General features: G+C 69.3%; 17 protein-coding genes. 4 read left to right on the forward strand and 13 right to left on the reverse strand.

Annotated elements, in window-relative coordinates:
• Positions 1-107 precede the first annotated feature (107 nt).
• Positions 108-1,226, forward strand: coding sequence for a baeRF11 domain-containing protein (locus A6I89_RS10230; protein WP_005516969.1), 1,119 nt, complete (start codon positions 108-110; stop codon positions 1,224-1,226).
• Positions 1,227-1,238: 12 nt separating this feature from the next.
• Here A6I89_RS10230 and A6I89_RS10235 read toward each other — a convergent pair whose 3' ends face one another.
• On the reverse strand, positions 1,239-1,982 hold the full coding sequence (locus A6I89_RS10235; protein ID WP_037084821.1) for a Clp protease N-terminal domain-containing protein: 744 nt from the start codon (positions 1,980-1,982) through the stop codon (positions 1,239-1,241).
• Between the two features lie 122 nt (positions 1,983-2,104).
• Here A6I89_RS10235 and A6I89_RS10240 point away from each other — a divergent pair, with 122 nt between their 5' ends.
• A complete protein-coding gene (locus tag A6I89_RS10240; RefSeq protein ID WP_005516967.1) occupies positions 2,105-2,959 on the forward strand; it encodes an LLM class flavin-dependent oxidoreductase in 855 nt (284 codons plus the stop codon).
• A gap of 46 nt (positions 2,960-3,005) precedes the next feature.
• Here the strand turns inward: A6I89_RS10240 and A6I89_RS10245 are convergent, their stop codons facing one another.
• The 8 genes from A6I89_RS10245 to A6I89_RS10280 are packed head-to-tail and all read right to left on the reverse strand — an operon-like array spanning position 3,006 to position 9,474.
• Positions 3,006-3,857, reverse strand: coding sequence for a hypothetical protein (locus A6I89_RS10245; protein WP_022598425.1), 852 nt, complete (start codon positions 3,855-3,857; stop codon positions 3,006-3,008).
• 38 nt (positions 3,858-3,895) lie between these two features.
• Entirely contained in the window at positions 3,896-4,222 is a 327-nt protein-coding gene (locus tag A6I89_RS10250; protein WP_005516964.1) for a cupredoxin domain-containing protein, read from the reverse strand.
• Positions 4,219-4,575: a cupredoxin domain-containing protein gene (locus A6I89_RS10255; RefSeq protein ID WP_022598427.1), complete on the reverse strand. Its 357-nt coding sequence runs from the start codon at positions 4,573-4,575 to the stop codon at positions 4,219-4,221. Before A6I89_RS10255 ends, A6I89_RS10250 begins: the two co-directional genes overlap by 4 nt.
• An 11-nt stretch (positions 4,576-4,586) precedes the next feature.
• Positions 4,587-6,185 carry a multicopper oxidase family protein gene (locus tag A6I89_RS10260; RefSeq protein ID WP_022598429.1) on the reverse strand — a complete coding sequence of 533 codons (1,599 nt, stop codon included), beginning with the start codon at positions 6,183-6,185 and terminating at the stop codon, positions 4,587-4,589.
• Entirely contained in the window at positions 6,182-7,513 is a 1,332-nt protein-coding gene (locus A6I89_RS10265; protein ID WP_005516960.1) for a hypothetical protein, read from the reverse strand. Before A6I89_RS10265 ends, A6I89_RS10260 begins: the two co-directional genes overlap by 4 nt.
• A complete protein-coding gene (locus tag A6I89_RS10270; protein WP_005516959.1) occupies positions 7,510-8,217 on the reverse strand; it encodes a methylamine dehydrogenase light chain in 708 nt (235 codons plus the stop codon). Before A6I89_RS10270 ends, A6I89_RS10265 begins: the two co-directional genes overlap by 4 nt.
• A gap of 28 nt (positions 8,218-8,245) precedes the next feature.
• Positions 8,246-8,860, reverse strand: a complete 615-nt coding sequence (locus A6I89_RS10275; protein WP_013417526.1) for a redoxin domain-containing protein — start codon at positions 8,858-8,860, stop codon at positions 8,246-8,248.
• 29 nt (positions 8,861-8,889) lie between these two features.
• Positions 8,890-9,474 (reverse strand): MauE/DoxX family redox-associated membrane protein, encoded by a 585-nt coding sequence (locus A6I89_RS10280; protein WP_005516957.1) that lies wholly within the window; start codon positions 9,472-9,474, stop codon positions 8,890-8,892.
• Positions 9,475-9,694: 220 nt separating this feature from the next.
• Here A6I89_RS10280 and A6I89_RS10285 point away from each other — a divergent pair, with 220 nt between their 5' ends.
• Positions 9,695-11,230: an APC family permease gene (locus A6I89_RS10285; protein ID WP_037084819.1), complete on the forward strand. Its 1,536-nt coding sequence runs from the start codon at positions 9,695-9,697 to the stop codon at positions 11,228-11,230.
• Positions 11,230-11,988: an IclR family transcriptional regulator gene (locus A6I89_RS10290; protein WP_022598432.1), complete on the forward strand. Its 759-nt coding sequence runs from the start codon at positions 11,230-11,232 to the stop codon at positions 11,986-11,988. Before A6I89_RS10285 ends, A6I89_RS10290 begins: the two co-directional genes overlap by 1 nt.
• Before the next feature lies 1 nt (position 11,989).
• Here A6I89_RS10290 and A6I89_RS10295 read toward each other — a convergent pair whose 3' ends face one another.
• The 4 genes from A6I89_RS10295 to A6I89_RS10310 are packed head-to-tail and all read right to left on the reverse strand — an operon-like array spanning position 11,990 to position 15,575.
• Positions 11,990-12,976, reverse strand: coding sequence for a glycine betaine ABC transporter substrate-binding protein (locus A6I89_RS10295; RefSeq protein WP_013417530.1), 987 nt, complete (start codon positions 12,974-12,976; stop codon positions 11,990-11,992).
• A gap of 1 nt (position 12,977) precedes the next feature.
• Positions 12,978-13,739 (reverse strand): ABC transporter permease, encoded by a 762-nt coding sequence (locus tag A6I89_RS10300; protein ID WP_005516951.1) that lies wholly within the window; start codon positions 13,737-13,739, stop codon positions 12,978-12,980.
• A complete protein-coding gene (locus tag A6I89_RS10305) occupies positions 13,736-14,926 on the reverse strand; it encodes an ABC transporter ATP-binding protein (RefSeq protein ID WP_013417531.1) in 1,191 nt (396 codons plus the stop codon). Before A6I89_RS10305 ends, A6I89_RS10300 begins: the two co-directional genes overlap by 4 nt.
• Complete coding sequence (locus A6I89_RS10310) at positions 14,919-15,575, reverse strand: ABC transporter permease (protein ID WP_005516948.1); 657 nt, start codon at positions 15,573-15,575, stop codon at positions 14,919-14,921. Before A6I89_RS10310 ends, A6I89_RS10305 begins: the two co-directional genes overlap by 8 nt.
• Positions 15,576-15,757: the final 182 nt, after the last annotated feature.

The following is a 15,757-nucleotide window of genomic DNA, read 5'->3' on the forward strand; positions in this document are numbered from 1 at the left end:
GCAAAACGCGGCCGCCGGCCCTCGGCGCCGAGACCGGAGACAAACCCCTGCCGGGACGTCGCGGTCCTGGGTACGCTGAAGGCGACCAACTATCGGGAGGTCGAGGAATGCTCTACAGCGATATTCCGAGTCACGCCGAGGTTCGCCGGCTCGCCGAGGTGGAGGGTCGCACCTGCATCTCGATCTACACGCCCACCGAGGACGACATCCACGATCCGGGCAAGAGCCGGCTCGAATTCACCAATCAGGTCAAGTCCGCGCTCGAACAGATCGAGGATCACAAGGAGCGACTGGCGTTCGAGCAAGCGTTCGACGACCTGATCGAGGACGAGGCGTTCTGGCGCTACCAGGCGCGCACGCTCGTCGTTCTCGCGACGGCGGACCGACTCCGCCGCTACCGGTTGCCGAACCGACTCGGTGCGTGCTGCATCGTCAGCGACCGCTTCTACATCAAGCCGCTGCTGCGGACGGTGACGTTCCCTCAGACCGCCTACGTGCTGGCCCTCGCCGAGGGGTCGGTCCGGTTGATCGAGGTCACGGCCGATCAGCCGCCGACGACGGTCGACGTCCCCGGGCTCCCCAAGGACGCTGCGAGCTACGCGGGCGTACGGTCACTCGGACGGACCCCGCCGGGACGGGTGAACGGCCGGGTGCAGGGCGACGAAGGCCGCAAACTCCGGGTTCGGGAGTATGCCCGCGCCATCGATCACGAACTGCGCAGCGTGCTGACCGGGCGGGACATCCCGCTGGTGCTCGCCGCCGCCGAACCGACCGCGTCGATCTACCGGTCCGTGAACAACTATCACAAGCTGCTCGACGACGGCATCCACGGCAATCCGGAGGAAATGAGCGACGAGCAGATATCGCAGGCCACCCGGGCAGTCCTCGACGGTTACTACGCCCAGCAACTGGCGACCATCCGCAAGCAGTTCGACGACTTGCGGTCCAAGGGCCGGGCACAGGTGGAGATCTCCGACGTCGCGCGGTCGGCGACGTTCGGGCGGGTCGAGACACTGTTCGTCGACATCGAGGGCGTCGTGCCCGGCACGGTGGATCCGGACACCGGCACCGTCGACCTCGCCGAGCTCAACGGCAACCACGAGTACGGCGTGGTCGACGAAATCGCCCGCCGGGCCCTGCTCACCGGCGCGAAGGTGCTCGCGGTGCGGTCCGGCGACGTGCCCGACGAGGTTCCGGCCGCGGCGATCCTGCGGTTCGCCGAATAACCCCCGCGCGAACTACGTCTCCTGCTGTCGAGACTCGAGGATCGTGGCCAGCACCGCCTCGACGTAGCTGTCGACGGCCGCCTTCTCGACGCCCAGCTCCGCGAGCACGCCCGCCCGGTCCTCGAGCTCGAGCAGCGCGAGCAGGATGTGTTCGGTGCCGATGTAGTTGTGCCCCAGCCGGAGCGCCTCCCGGAACGTGAGCTCGAGCGCCTTGCGTGCTCCGGCGTCGAAGGGAATCAGGTCGGGCACCTCGTCGGCGCGTGCGGGCAGCACCGCCGTGGCGGCCGCGCGAACCGCCTCCGCGTCGATGTCCTGCGCGGCGAGCGCCTTCACCGCAAGCGATTCGGGTTCCGAGAGGAGCCCGAGCACCACGTGCTCGGGGGTGATCTGGTCGTTGCCCGCCGCCCGCGCCTCGTTCTGTGCCGCCATCACGACGTTGCGGGCGCGCGGGGTGAATCGACTGAAGCCCTGGCTCGCATCGAGATCGGACGGCTCCTCGGGACCTTTGGGCACGAAACGTTTCTGGGCTGCCTGCTTGGTGACGCCCATGCTGCGACCGATGTCGGTCCAGGAGGCGCCGGAGCGCCGGGCCTGGTCCACGAAGTGGCCGATGAGGTGATCGGCCACTTCGTCGAGGTGTTCCGCGGCGAGGACCGCGTCCGTCAACTGTTCGAGGGCGTCGGAGTGCACCTTCTTGATCGCCTCGATGAGGTCGTCGAGGCGCACGGGATTCGACATACGCGTGGGATCTGTCATACGACAACCGTAGGTTGACGAACCCATGTCGTCAACCTTGGGTTGTCGATCGGTTCGGTATCCGAGACGCCGCCCGGCACCTATCGTGAGAAGACCGATCGTCGTCGACGAAGGAGCCCGCAATGCCCGACTACGGCAACGACATCCGATTCGGTTACTTCCTCGTGCCCGACGCGGATGCCGCGCAGGGCCTTCTCGACACTGCGGTAGTTCTCGACCGAGCCGGATTCGATCTCGTCGGCATCCAGGATCACCCGTACCAGCGCCGCTTCCTCGACGCCTGGACGCTGTTGTCCGTCATCGCGGCCCGCACCGAGAACCTCGCAGTGTTCCCGGACGTCGCGAGTCTGCCGCTGCGCCCACCCGCCGTGCTGGCGCAGGCGGCCGCCAGCCTCGACCTCCTCACCGGTGGCCGCGTCGAACTGGGCCTGGGTGCCGGGGCGTTCTGGGATGCGATCGCCGCGATGGGCGGGCCTCGGCGGACACCCGGCGAGTCGGTGCGCGCTCTGGAGGAAGCGGTGTCGATCATCCGGCTCATGTGGAGCGGAGAGCGGGCGATCCGCTTCGACGGCGACTTCTACTCCGTGGACGGAGTCCATCCCGGGCCCGTGCCCCTGCACCCCATCGGGATCTGGATCGGCGGCTACAAGCCGCGGATGCTGCGTCTGATCGGTGAGATCGGCGACGGCTGGCTGCCTTCGCTCGGTTACATCGACGACGACGGAATAGCCTCGGCCAGTGCGGCGATCGACGCTGCGGCCACCGCCGCCGGCCGCGATCCCGCGCAGATCCGGCGGATTCTCAACGTCGGCGAGGAGATTCCCCGCGACGAACTGCCACGGCGGTTGACGGCCCTCGCTCTCGACCACGGCATCGACACGTTCGTTCTCGGCGGCGCCGCGAGCGAAGAACAGCTGACCTACCTCGCGCAGGACGTGTTCCCGCGGGTACGCGACGACGTCGCGGCCCGGCGCTGAGGACGCGGGCCCCGGATCCGGACCCGCGCCCAGAGGCGCCGAGGCGTCAGATGAGCGCCACCCCGGCGAAGGCCGCGAGCGCGACGAGGGCCGCGCCCGTGACCACCTGGACCCGGCGGTCGACCACACACATCGCGGAGAGGAATCCGGGCATGGATCCCCCGCGGCGGGTGTGCACGATCGCGAGCAGGCTCGGCATGCAACGCCCGAGACTGACGAGCGTGAACAGCGCGGCACCCAGGGCCGGCGATCCGGCCGCGATCACGCCGAGCACCAGCAGGTAGTAGGCGCTGGACCGGATGAAGATCACGAAGCCGGGACCGATCATCGCGCCGAACAGCAGCGAAACCTTCCACGGTGCCATCGACCGGCGCAGGTGCCGGGGCAGCTGTCGCCGCCGCATCGGCGCGGGCAGTGTCACCAGGCCCATCTCGTGCAGGCCGTACGCCAATGCCAGCACCGCCCAGACCCCCACCGCCCACGCGATCGGGATCGCGCCCGCCGCGACGGCGCCCAACGCACCGAGCAGGGCGCCGGTGGGCGCACCCGTGGCGATCGAGCCCAGCGCGTGCCAGCCGAGCCGGCGCACCGGCGTCGACGAGCCCTTGCGTCCCGGCTGCTTCGGCGCCGCGACGACGCCCGCGACCGACATGCCGCACGTCGACCAGTTGGCGGCGAGCGCGGTGAGCGCGCCCGCCCCCACCACCGACGCGATCAGGGCCGAGCCCGCCGCCGGGGCGACGAGTGCACCGACACCGGCGCCGAGCACCGCGGCACCGGCGACGAGCGCGGCACGGGCCGGCATCGACACCGCCTTCTGCAGCGTGGGCCGGATCTCCGGGACGTCGGTCGCGATGGGGGCGTGCGCGAGCGACTCGCGCGTGAGTGTTTCCGTCATCGAAATCCCTCTTCCATGTGAACGAATTGCTGTGTCCGTCAGCCGGTCACGGTGACGGTGCCGGTCATGTAGCGATGGACCGAGCAGTGGTACTCGTATACGCCCGGGGCGTCGAAGGTGTGTTCGTAGCTCCCTTCGCTCGTGATGCCGCTGTCGAACACTCCGTCGGAGCCGACGTGGTGGAGCAGGCCGCCGTCCTCGAAGCGCCACTGCACCGTGCCCCCGACCGGCACGGTGACGTCCATCGGCCCGAAGTGGACATTGCGCACCACCACGACGGCGTCCGGGCCGGCGGCCGACGCGTCCGCGCATCCCGCGGCCAGCGAGAGCAGCACGGCGGGCGCGGCGAACCACCGCCGGTTCATTCCGTCACGACGACGGTGCCGACCATCATCGGGTGCGGCGTGCAGTGATAGTCGAAGGTGCCCGCGTCGTCGAAGGAGTACTCGTACGTGCCGGTGGTCATCAGTTCGCTCTTCAACTCGTCCTGCAGCGCCCCCTCACCCGCGACGTCGTGCGGCAGGCCCGCGTCGTCGAACTTCCACTGCACGGTCTGTCCCTTCTCGATGGTGACCTGGGCCGGTGTGTAGGCCATGTTCTTCACCTCGATCACCGCGGCGGGTGCACTGCCGCCCGCGTCGGCCTCCCCACTGCTGCAACCGGTGACCAGCGCAGCCGTCGTGATCAGGCCCGCGGCGAGTGCGACGATTCTCTTCATGATCGGTCCTCTCACCGGATGTACCGCAGGTTCGCGGTCATTCCGGCCTCGAAGTGGTAGGCGTTGTGGCAGTGGAACATCCACTCGCCCGGGTTGTCGGCGTCGAACTCGATCGCCAGCTCCGTGCCGGGCAGCACGTTGACGGTGTCCCGGCGCAGCCCCCCGTAGGCGGGGACGGCGAAGGTGTGCCCGTGCGTGTGCATCGGATGCCACATCGACGACGAGTTCGTCATCGTGATGCGCACCCGCTCACCCTGTTTCATGACGAGCTTGCCCGCGTCGGCGCCCGCCATGCCCCACACGTAGCGGTCGCCGGCCTGGATGAGTTCGACGCGGTAGTCCCGGTCCGGGGTGCGGTCCTCCAGACGCGCCGCGTCGACGGGACGCAACTCGCTCTCGAGCACCAGCCGACCCGAGAGTTCCGGGACCAGTCCGCCCACATCGGGATTCGACAACGGAACAGCGTCGGGTGTGCGCAGCACCGTCGATGCGTAGCCGTCGCGCCCCTCGACCTTCGCCACCACCGGCCACACCCCGGACCGGACGGTGACCAGCACGTCGATGCGCTGCGCCATGCCGACGATCACGGTGTCCGCGACGGCCGGCCGGACGTCGAAGCCGTCGACGGCCACGACGGTCAGTTCGTGACCCGCCACCGCGAATCGGTACGGAGTCTCTGCCGCGGCGTTGATGATGCGCATTCTCAGCCGCTGCCCCACCGGCGCCTCGATCGCCGCCGGATCGTTCGGCGGTCGCCCGTTGATCAGGTGCATCGGGTAGGCGATGTGCTGGGTCATACCGCCCAGTGCCGTCGAATCACCGTGGCCCTGCGCCACCAACTGCTGCGCCACTCCCATCTCGCCCTCGGAGTGAGCCGTCGGCGCGGCCGCACCGCCACCGTGCCCCGCGTGCCCGCCGGCGATCGCCGGGTTGAGTGCCATCAGCACCGCGTCCGGCGTGGTTCCCAGGCCGTCGATCCAATCGTCCAGCACCAGAACGGCGTCCGCATCGGCGCCGGTACTGTCGTCCGGATCCTCGACGATCATCGCGCCGAAGAGGCCCCGGTCGGCCTGCAGGCCGCTGTGCGAGTGGTACCAGTAGGTGCCGGGATCGGGCGCGACGAAGTCGTACTCGAACGTGCCTCCGTTCGCTCCGATCGCCGGCTGGGTCACCGGGGCCGCACCGTCCATGTCGTTACGGATCCGGATGCCGTGCCAGTGCAGCGTGGTGTCCGCGGGTAGGCCGTTGGCGACCGACACCCGTACCCGGTCGCCCTTGCCGAGCCGCAGTTCGGGGGCCACCGCGTTGCCGCCGTACGTCCACGTGTCCACCACGCGGCCACCGAGATCGACCGCGCCGACCGCGGCCGCGAGCGCGAACGACGCCGTCGCCCCGCTCGCGGCGCGGGCCGCTTCGGCCTGCGCGACTTCCGGATCGGTGGGCAGGATGTAGTCGAGGTTGCCCGACGAGGCCTGCGCGTCCGACGTTCCGGAACTACAACCCGCGGTGGCCGATCCGACTGCCGCGAGCCCGACCGCGCCGACGCCGAGCGAACTCAGCCGCAAGAATCGGCGGCGGTCGAGCACCGGGCCGCGGTCGGGCCGAATCATCGGAGCACCTGGGGAGTGAGGAGCGTACCGATGTCCTCGACGGTTCCGGTCACCTTCGCGGTGCTGACCTTGTTGCCGGTGGCGGACTCGATGCCGACGATCGCCTTCTCGGTCTCACCGTCCACCTCGGGACCGTCCCCGAGCACGTAGAGAGTGCGGCCGTCCACCGAGTACGCCATGCTGTCGATCCCGGTCAGCCCCAGCGCAGGCAGGTCGAGTGTCTTGACCGGCGCGAACGTGGTGGCGTCGTGCAGTTCGATCTTCACGACGTCGCCGCCGCGCGCCGAGTGCGGATGGATCTCGGTGTCGGTGTACTCGATCGCGATGCGACTGCCGGTGTTGTCGATCGCGTTCCCCGCGAAGCGGCCGCCCTCTTGACCGGCATTGCCGATCGGAGCCACCGTCGACGACGGCAGACCGTTCGCGAAATCGAACACGTACACGTCACCGTTGCCGCCGACGAGCAGCGCCTTCTTCGCGTCCGCCGCCCACGTGACCTCGCGGGCGCTGACGAAGTCGTCGGGCAACACCTTGGTGCGCGCGGTCTCGGTGGGGACGCCCGCGTCGTCGATGGAGATCCGGATCAGCTCGCGGCTCTCCTCGCACACGCTGTAGAGCTCGTGTCCGTCGAGCCACGTGAACGGCCCGCACCCGATGATCTGCAACGCGCCGCTCTCCTTCTTCGCGGCGAGGTCGACGACGCGGACACCGTAGAGCCCGTCGTCCCACGTGACGAAGTACTTGCCGTCCGACGTCACCGCACTCGAACCGGGCCGCGAGTGGACGCGGGCGTAGTCGGGCAGCATCGCCTCCGACGGCTCGAGCAGGTTGCCGGAATAGGTGCTCACGGTGAAGTCGGCCGCCCCGCGGGACCCCCGCGGACGCCACACCTCGGCGGCGAGCACTGCCGGGTCGCTCGTCTTCTCGCCGACGAAGCCGTGGATCACCGGGTCCCAGATTCCGGGACCCACCACGATGCGGCCCGCGGCGACGCCCGTCGCGGGATCGATCACGTTGACACCCAGCTCGAGTTTGCCGAATCCCCCGGCTACGGCGAGGAGTTCGTTCGCCTTGGCCGGCTGGACCTCGCCGACGTGCAGCGGTTCGGGGATGGTGGAACCGATCGCCTGGTCGTCGTGTCCCAACGAGATGCCCGCGCCGGGCGCGGTGAACGGGACACTCGGGTAGGTGACCTCGCCTGCTGTGGCCTGCGAGGACTCCGACTCGTTACCGGCCGCGTCGGACGAGCACGCGGCGAGCGAGAGGACGAGCGCGACGGGGACGGCGGCCGCGGCACCACGGACGAGGCGGCGTGAGGCATCGGTCATGAGCCGGCTCCGACCTTGGGACGGGCGGCGGGACGGGTCTGGCAGTCCTCGCCGATGATCGGCGCCATCGTGCACGTGTACGACTGGGATTCGTCCGACACGCACCAGATGATCTCCTGGTCGTAGCTGCCGGAGACCGGGTTGTACATGATCGCCTGCATGTCCGGCTCGCCGCAGAAGGCATTGGAACACGAAGGCGCACCGCAGCAGTCGTAGTACGCGATGAGGTACGTCTTGCCGGTGTCGGGGTTGGTGCAGCACCCCACCCAGAACTCGGCGCCCGGCTTGCTGCCCGGCGCACACGTCGTGACGCCACCGCCGTTGCACGCGGCACACGACGTGCCGTCCATGTTGCACCAGCGCCAGTACTCGCACTCGGCAGGGTCCTTGCCGTCGTACACCGGTACGAGTGGGTCCTTGTCGGGCGTCGGCGCGGGCGGCGGTGCGGCCTCCTGCGCGAACGCGCTCCTGGTAACCGGCAGCGAACTGATCAGCGCCACACCGGAAACGCCCATCGTCCATTTGCCGATCCGGCTGATCATCGACCGGCGCGACACACGCTCGGACATCCGGCGCCCGGCACGGCTGGCGAGGGTTCCGCCGGACCCGGCCATCCACGCGGCCTGCTCCCTCACGGTGTCCTCGTCGACGGGATACCGGTTCTCGTACATCTCCGGACCGTCGTGTATCGGTTTGTCGGACATGTGTTCTCTCCGTTCTCGATGGGGGGTTTCAGACGTGCGCGGCGAGGTTGGTCTTCGCCTGCTCGTGCAGGTGCTGGAGTGACGGGGTACCGGATTCGAGTGCGTTGAGCAGACTTTCGACCTGCGCCATGTGGTTGCACAGTCCCTTCGACCGGATCTTGCCGTGCTCGTCGAGGATGACGCCGTACGGCGTGGTCCCGACCTGGTAGGCGATACCGACGTCACGGCCGTCGACGTAGCTGAGTTCGCTGCCGATCCCCGAGCCGGCCAGGAACTGCGCGTGCTCCTCCGGGGTCCCGTCGGAGACGATGACGATCTCCAGGTCCCTCTCGGCCTTCGCCATCGCCCGCAGCCCGGGCAGCAGGCTCTTGCACGTGGAACAGGTGGGCGCGGTGAACAGCAGCAGCTGCGGCTTGTCCCGGTGCCCGCCGACGCCGACGGTGCGTCCCAGGTGGTCGGTGAGGCCGCGGAACGACGGCGCGACCTGTTCCACCTTGGGGCCGGTGTCCATCATCCGGGCGCCCAGTGGGCCGAGCCGGACCTGCACACGGCCGATCTCGCGGGCGAGCGCCAGCACCATGAGGAACAGCACCGCGACGGCGACCGCCAGGACCACGACGGCGATGAGGAGGAAAGTGTTCATTGTCGATCCTTGTCGTGAGGGAACGTCGGTCAGTAGCGCGAGATCGCCGATGCGACACGCAATTCGATGGATGCCTTGCTCAGGTGCGCGTCGACGGGCCGGCGTCCGAGGTGGACCACCGAGCGCAGTTGCACGGCCGCGACGATTGCGGCCAGCACCACGAGCACGCCGGCGACCGCCAGCACGTGCTCGGCCGGTGTCGGGGCCGTCGACGTCGTGGCCGCGAGCGCCCCGGCGACGACGGCCAGCGTGGCCGCCCGCACCGCGTGGAACCAGCCGATCCGCGGCGCCTCGCCCTCGTTCCCGAACGCGAAACAGCCGCAATCGAGTTCGCGGCGTCCTCGCAGCAGGTTGACGGTGAGCCCGACACAGAAGCCGGTGAACAGCACCGTAGCGACCGCCGCCGCGATCCGCGGGGCGAAGCCCGCGATCAGGGCCACGCCGAGCGCGATCTCCACCGACGGCAGCGTCGCCGCGACCAGTCGCTCCAGTGACGCCGGCAGGATCCGGTAGCCGCGGACCACCCGCAGCAGGCCCTCCCGATCTCGCACCTTCGGCACTCCGGCGAGCAGCAGCACACCCCCGACGGCTGCCGCGATCATCGTCCACAGCATGGGTGGATCCACCTCCTTCTCCAACGGTGTGGACCCATCGTTGCCGTCCCGGAAGTCGCCGTTGCGACGGTGACGAAACGTTCCGTCGCATCACGAGTGGGGCCGGCGAGAAGGCGATTCCCACTTGCGAATCGCACATTGTTCGCAAAGGTAACCGGGCCGAAACACACCGGGGTTAGCTTGCGTCTGTACCACCGGGCGTACAGACGGGACGAGAGTCGTGACAGCTGCACTCCGGGCAGCGATTGCCCGTGCACAGGAGGCGGAAAGCCCACCGGAGCAGGTGTATTCACCGTTGCGTGCCCTCGGCCGGCGACGGCTCACGTTGGTCGACCTGATAGGCCAGTCGTTGTCGACCATCGCGCCCGCCACCGGGATGGTGTTCATCGCGTTGTGGATCACCGCGTACCGGCCCGGCGTCGGGGGCGTGCTCGTGATCGGCGCGACGACGGCGGCGGTCGCGCTGGTGGCGCTGTGCATCACCCAGTTCACCCGCCGCCTCGCGGCCGCCGGATCGCTGTACAGCTTCGTGTTCCAGGGCCTCGGCGCGCGGGCGGCGCTCGCTACCGGCACCGCTCTGGTCGTCGGCTACCTCGGCATCTCGATCTCCGTCATGTCGCAGGCCGCCGGGAGTCTGCTCGACATCGCGGATCTGCTCGGGCTGCGGCTGGACGGGCCCGCACCGTGGGTGCTCACCATCGCCGTGTTGGCGGCGGTGGTCGGCGCGATCGCGGTGCGGGGTGTGCGGTTCGCGACCCGGGCGATCCTGGTGGTCGAGAGCCTCTCACTGGTCCTGATCGTGGCGATCATGATCGGCACGCCCACCGGCACGGCCCCGGCCGGCGCTCATCTGCCGCCGACGCCCGTGAGCCTGCTCCCCTTCCTCGCGATGCTCACCGTGCTGTCCATGGCCGGCTTCGAGAGCGCCGCGTTCTTCGGCCCGGAAGCCAAACGCCCCCTCGTCACCGTCACCCGCACCGTCCTCGTCTCCCCCGTCCTCGTCGGGATCCTCTTCGTGTTCGCCGCCACCGCGTCGCTCCTCGGGCACGGCTCGGTGATCGTCGGCGCCTACTTCGACGGCACCGCCTCCGGTGCCTCGTGGGGGGTCGTGCTCGCGGTGAAGGCGGGCATGACGTGCTCGTGGTTCGCGTCCACCCTCGGCTGCGCGCAGGCCGGATCGCGGCTGCTGTACTCGATGGGCGTCGAACGCGTACTCCCGCCGGCACTCTCGCGCGTACACCGGCGGTTCCGCACGCCGCACGTCGCGGTCGCGCTCTTCTCCTCCGCAAGTCTGACCGGCGCGGCGGTCTACGCGCTGTGGGCGCGGGCCGATTCGGCGGTGTTCGACGGCGTCGTCGAGGTCGGCCTGGTGACGGCGTACACGCTCGTCGCCTTCGCGTCGCTGCGCTTCCTGCGCCGCATCGGCGAGCACACCGCGACGACCCGTGCGGCCGCCGTGTTCGTCACGGTACTCGGCGCCGGTCTGCTCGCGTGCCTCGCCGTCGACGGCACCGTGCACGACGTGTGGATGGTGCCCGCGACGCTCACGCTGGTCGGGTCGTCCGGCGTCGTGTGGCACGAGTTGTTGCGCCGGTCCCGGCCCGACAGTCTCGCCACGGTGGGCGCGTTCGACTCGGTCGAGACGGCCGACATCCTGCCGGGCGCAGGGGTTCTCGTCGTGGACGAGGACGGCCGACGGCGCATCGTCGCGACCGCCGGACACGGCGTGCGACAGGCCCGGGACGGCGAACGGTGATGCCGTCACGTACCCAGGTCCGCACCGAGGGCACGCACTTCAGCGGGCAACAACCGCAGGCCGTGCAGCGGGCACTCGGGATGCTCGAGGCGGTGGCGCATCTGGGCCCGGGGACGACGGCCAAGGAGATCGCGCGCTTCGCGGGTGTACCTCCGGCCACCGCCTACCGGATGCTGAATCTGCTCGTCGCCGAGGGCTTCCTCGTGCGGGTGCCGGACCTGTCCGGCTTCGCGCTGGGACGCCGCACCGCGGAGCTCGCGCGGGCCGCCGCCGACACCGGCACACTGCCGTCACTGCACGAGGCCGTGGAGGAACTACGGTCGCGCACGCGGTTCGCGATCCACGTCGCGTCGTTCGCAGGCGGCCGGCTGCGCATCGTCGACCGCGACCCCGACCACGAGATCGCGGCCGTCGGCATGCTGTCGAAGCACCTGCACGCCAACGCCCTCGGCAAGCTGATGCTCGCGTATCTCCCGGACGTGCACCCCGAGCCGGACCTGCGCCGGCTGACGGAATTCACGATCTGCGACCTCGACGAGCTGACCCGGCACCTGCGGGCGGTGGTGCTGGACGGGTTCGCTCACGAGTGCCAGGAGTCCCGGATCGGCCGGGCCGCACTCGCGGTTCCGCTGCGCGATCGGGCGGATCACGTCGTCGGCGGGCTGTATCTGCACGGCGCCGACGGACGCGTCCAGCCCGACCGAGAGCTGATCCGGTTCCTCGCCGACGGCGCCGAAGGACTCACCGGGATGGTGTGATTCAGCCCTCCGCTGTCACGAAACCCCGGTCGACGAGCCACTGCCTGGCCACCGTCGCGGGGTCCTCGCCTTCGACGTCCACCTGCTTGTTGAGTTCGCTGATCACGTCGTCCGTGAGCACCGCCGAGATGGGTGCCATCACCTCCGCGACCTCCGGGTACCGCTCGGCGAAGTCCTCGCGCATCGTCAACGCCGGGTTGTACTTCGGGAAGAACTGACGGTCGTCCTCGAGCACCACGAGATCGAGGGCCGCGATCCGGCCGTCGGTGGTGAACACCTCGCCGAACTTGCACTGGCTGCCGTCCGCGGTCGCCTGGTAGATGATGCCGGTCTGCAGGATCCGCCGATCGGCTCGCGCCGGGTCGAATCCGTACGCGGCCGCCATGCCGGGAAAGCCGTCCTGGCGGACGTTGAACTCGGTCTCGACGCACGTCGTCGCCGCGGCCGGATCCCGCTCCACCAGGGCGGCGTAGTCGGACAACGTCCGCACCCCGGTGCGCTCCGCGGTGGCCCGACTGGTGGCGAGCGCGTACGTGTTGTTCATCGGCGCCGGATCCGTCCACACCATCCCGTTGCGCTCGAGATCCTCGTCCCGGACGGCTTCGAACTGTGCTCGTGAGTCGGGAATCGGCTCTTCGTGCCCGAGGTAGTTGATCCAGCCCGTGCCGGTGTACTCGTAGCTGACATCGATCTGTCCCGCCAACTGCGCGTCGCGAGTGCTGTTGGAGCCCTGGATGTTCGTCAGGTCGCGGACGTCGGCACCGGCCGCGGACAGTGCGAACTCGATGATGTAGCCGAGGATCACCTGCTCGGTGAAGTCCTTGGAGCCGACCGTGATCCGCGCACCGTCGAGCTCGGCGACGGGCGCGATGCTGCCGGGACCGACCTTCAGTGGGAGGGCACCACCCGATTCGAGGCCGCACGACGCCAGCAGCGTGGTCGCCAGCACCACCGCGGTGCCGACCAGGACTCGTCGCATCACCTTCATGTCAGCGCAGTCCCTTCGGGCCGAGGTACGTCTCGGCGAGCGCGCCCAGCCAGTCGACCAGCAACGCGAGCGCCACCGCCAACACCGCGCCCACCACGAGGGTCACGTTGTCGCGCAACTTGTATCCGGTGTCGATGAGGATGCCGAGACCGCCCGCGCTCACCAGGAAGCACAGCGTCGCGGTGCCGACCGCGAGGACGAGCGACGTGCGCAGGCCCGCCAGGATGTACGGCACCGCGAGCGGAAACTCGACGCGGCGCAGCACCGTCAGCGCCGACATGCCCTGTCCTCGACCGGCGTCGACGAGCGTCGGATCGACCGACTGGTAGCCGAGGATCGTGTTCCGCAGCACCGGGAGCAGCGAGTAGAACGCGATCGGCAGCACCCCGATCCAGAATCCCGTGGTCCGGGTCGCGAGGTAGAACAACACCAGCAGGCCGATCGCCGGCGCGGCCGCACCGATGTTCGCGATGCCCACGAAGATCGGCGCCAACCGCGTGAAGCCCGGCCGGGTGAGCAACGTACCCAGCGGCACCGCGAGCGCCAGCACGATGAGTACCACCACCACGGTGATCAGTACGTGCTGCCACGTGAGCGTCGCGATGTTGGCGACGTTGATGCTCGCCTTCTGCGTGGCATTGAGGTCCCGGCTGAACGCCCAGCCCAGCACGCCGCCTACCAGGATCAGCACCAGCACCGGCTGCACCAGCAGCCGCATGCGTTCGGCGCGCGCGGTCGCCTGCTGTTCGGTGGCGGTGGTCATTCGGACAGTTCCCCGGTGACGTGGTCGTCGGCGTGTTCCTCGCGTACCTCCTGCAGTGCGTGGACGAGCGTGTCGATCGTCACGATGCCCGCGTACTCGCCCCGCCGGCCGGTGACGGCGGCCGACGCGCTCGCCTGCACCAGCAGTGCTTCCAGGGCGTCCTGCAACGTGGAGGTGAGCGACACGTTCTCGCCCACCGGGTTGCCGACGTCCTCGAGCGAACCCGCCGTCGCGAGTTGCTCGGGCGAGACCCACCGCAGCGGGCGATCGCGCGGGTCGAGGATCAGGCCCCACGGCGCGTCCTGCTCGGCCAGCTCCCGGCGCAGTTCGGCCACCGATCCGTTCCGGTACGCGGTGGGGCACTGGCTCAGTTCGATGTCGCGAACCCGGGCGAGCGTCAGCTGCTTGAGCGACGCGTCGGCGCCGATGAACCCGGCGACCATGTCGTTGGCCGGGTTGGCGAGGATCGCCTCCGGGGTGTCGTACTGCATCACGTGCGACTGGCTGCCCAGCACGGCGATCCGGTCGCCGAGTTTGACGGCCTCGTTGAAGTCGTGGGTGACGAAGACGATGGTCTTGCCCAGATCGGACTGCAGTCGCATCAACTCGTCCTGCAGCAGTCCGCGCGTGATGGGGTCGACCGCACCGAACGGCTCGTCCATCAGCAGCACCGGCGGATCCGCGGCGAGTGCGCGGGCCACGCCGACGCGCTGCTGCTGCCCGCCCGACAACTGCCGCGGGTAGCGGTCGCGGTACGTGTCCGGGTCCAGTCCCACCAGATCGAGCATCTCGTCGACACGCTCGGCGGTGCGCTTCTTGTCCCACCCGACCAGTCCGGGCACGGTGGCGACGTTCTTCGCGACCGTGAGGTGCGGGAACAGACCGGCCTGTTGGATCGAGTAGCCGATGCCCCGGCGCAGCCGGTCGGGATCGATCGAGTGGGTGTCGCGGCCGGCGATGGTGATCGTGCCCGACGTCGGCTCGATGAGCCGGTTGATCATCCGCATGGTGGTGGTCTTGCCGCATCCGGACGGTCCGACGAACACGACCGTCTCACCGGCGGGAATGGTCATCGACACATGATCGACGGCCGGGTCGTCCTGGCCCGCGTACTGCTTGACGACGTCGTCGAGCACGATTTCGACGCCACTGCCGGTTCGTTCTTCGGCGGGTAGAAGGTCAGTCACGAAGCCCCCTCGAGGTGGTGAGGCGCCCGAGCAGGACGAGCAGTCCATCGAGGACGAGCGCCAGGATGACGATGAGAACGGTGCCGGTGAGCGCCTGCGGTACGGCGGTGGGACTGCCGACGCGGGACAGGCCCGAGAAGATGAGATTGCCCAGGCCCGGGCCTTTCGCGTAGGCCGCGATCGCGAGGATGCCCATGAGCATCTGCGTACTGACCCGGATCCCGGCGAGGATCGACGGCCACGCCAACGGCATCTCGATGCGGGTGAGCACCCGGAGCCGGTTCATGCCTACGCCGCGGGCCGCGTCCGTGATCGCCGGATCCACCGAGGCCAGACCGATGATCGTGTTCCGGATGATCGGCAGCAGGCCGTACAGGACCAGGGCGGTCACGGTCGGCGCGACGCCCAGGCCCAGGATGGGGATGAGCAGACCCAACAGGGCGAACGACGGCAAGGTCAGCACGGTGCTGGCCAGACCCGTCGCGACCGCCGACCCGATCGGACTGCGGTAGACGGCGATCCCGACGAGGACGGCGATCACACCCGCGATCACCACCGACTGGACGACCGCGCTGACATGGAGATACGAGTCCGTGAGCAGCTGTTGACGCCGCTCGGACACGAAATCCCACAGGGTCTGGAAATCCACTCCAGAACCTCCCTTCAGCCGCGACAAAGCCCGAAAAAGGCCCGTCCACTCACTGCAGACGGGCCTTCCTCGGGCCGCGCGGCACTGCGCTTGCTGTCAACCCTGCCCCGGAATCGCGGTTTCCGCACGGCAATCGCCCGAGCGGGTCCGGGCCGACCCTTCGGTTCCGAGCCGAGAACCGG

Source organism: Prescottella equi (assembly GCF_002094305.1).
GTDB lineage: Bacteria > Actinomycetota > Actinomycetes > Mycobacteriales > Mycobacteriaceae > Prescottella > Prescottella equi.

What these genes read in the sequence shown, in the direction of transcription:
- A6I89_RS10300 (WP_005516951.1), bottom strand. Translation starts at nt 13,739, where the DNA reads ATGACCACCGCCACCGAACAGCAGGCGACCGCGCGCGCCGAACGCATG.
- A6I89_RS10265 (WP_005516960.1), bottom strand. Translation starts at nt 7,513, where the DNA reads ATGACCGATGCCTCACGCCGCCTCGTCCGTGGTGCCGCGGCCGCCGTC.
- A6I89_RS10255 (WP_022598427.1), bottom strand. Translation starts at nt 4,575, where the DNA reads ATGAAGAGAATCGTCGCACTCGCCGCGGGCCTGATCACGACGGCTGCG.
- A6I89_RS10275 (WP_013417526.1), bottom strand. Translation starts at nt 8,860, where the DNA reads ATGAACACTTTCCTCCTCATCGCCGTCGTGGTCCTGGCGGTCGCCGTC.
- A6I89_RS10260 (WP_022598429.1), bottom strand. Translation starts at nt 6,185, where the DNA reads ATGATTCGGCCCGACCGCGGCCCGGTGCTCGACCGCCGCCGATTCTTG.
- A6I89_RS10235 (WP_037084821.1), bottom strand. Translation starts at nt 1,982, where the DNA reads ATGACAGATCCCACGCGTATGTCGAATCCCGTGCGCCTCGACGACCTC.
- A6I89_RS10290 (WP_022598432.1), top strand. Translation starts at nt 11,230, where the DNA reads ATGCCGTCACGTACCCAGGTCCGCACCGAGGGCACGCACTTCAGCGGG.
- A6I89_RS10295 (WP_013417530.1), bottom strand. Translation starts at nt 12,976, where the DNA reads ATGAAGGTGATGCGACGAGTCCTGGTCGGCACCGCGGTGGTGCTGGCG.
- A6I89_RS10280 (WP_005516957.1), bottom strand. Translation starts at nt 9,474, where the DNA reads ATGCTGTGGACGATGATCGCGGCAGCCGTCGGGGGTGTGCTGCTGCTC.
- A6I89_RS10250 (WP_005516964.1), bottom strand. Translation starts at nt 4,222, where the DNA reads ATGAACCGGCGGTGGTTCGCCGCGCCCGCCGTGCTGCTCTCGCTGGCC.
- A6I89_RS10245 (WP_022598425.1), bottom strand. Translation starts at nt 3,857, where the DNA reads ATGACGGAAACACTCACGCGCGAGTCGCTCGCGCACGCCCCCATCGCG.
- A6I89_RS10230 (WP_005516969.1), top strand. Translation starts at nt 108, where the DNA reads ATGCTCTACAGCGATATTCCGAGTCACGCCGAGGTTCGCCGGCTCGCC.
- A6I89_RS10240 (WP_005516967.1), top strand. Translation starts at nt 2,105, where the DNA reads ATGCCCGACTACGGCAACGACATCCGATTCGGTTACTTCCTCGTGCCC.
- A6I89_RS10270 (WP_005516959.1), bottom strand. Translation starts at nt 8,217, where the DNA reads ATGTCCGACAAACCGATACACGACGGTCCGGAGATGTACGAGAACCGG.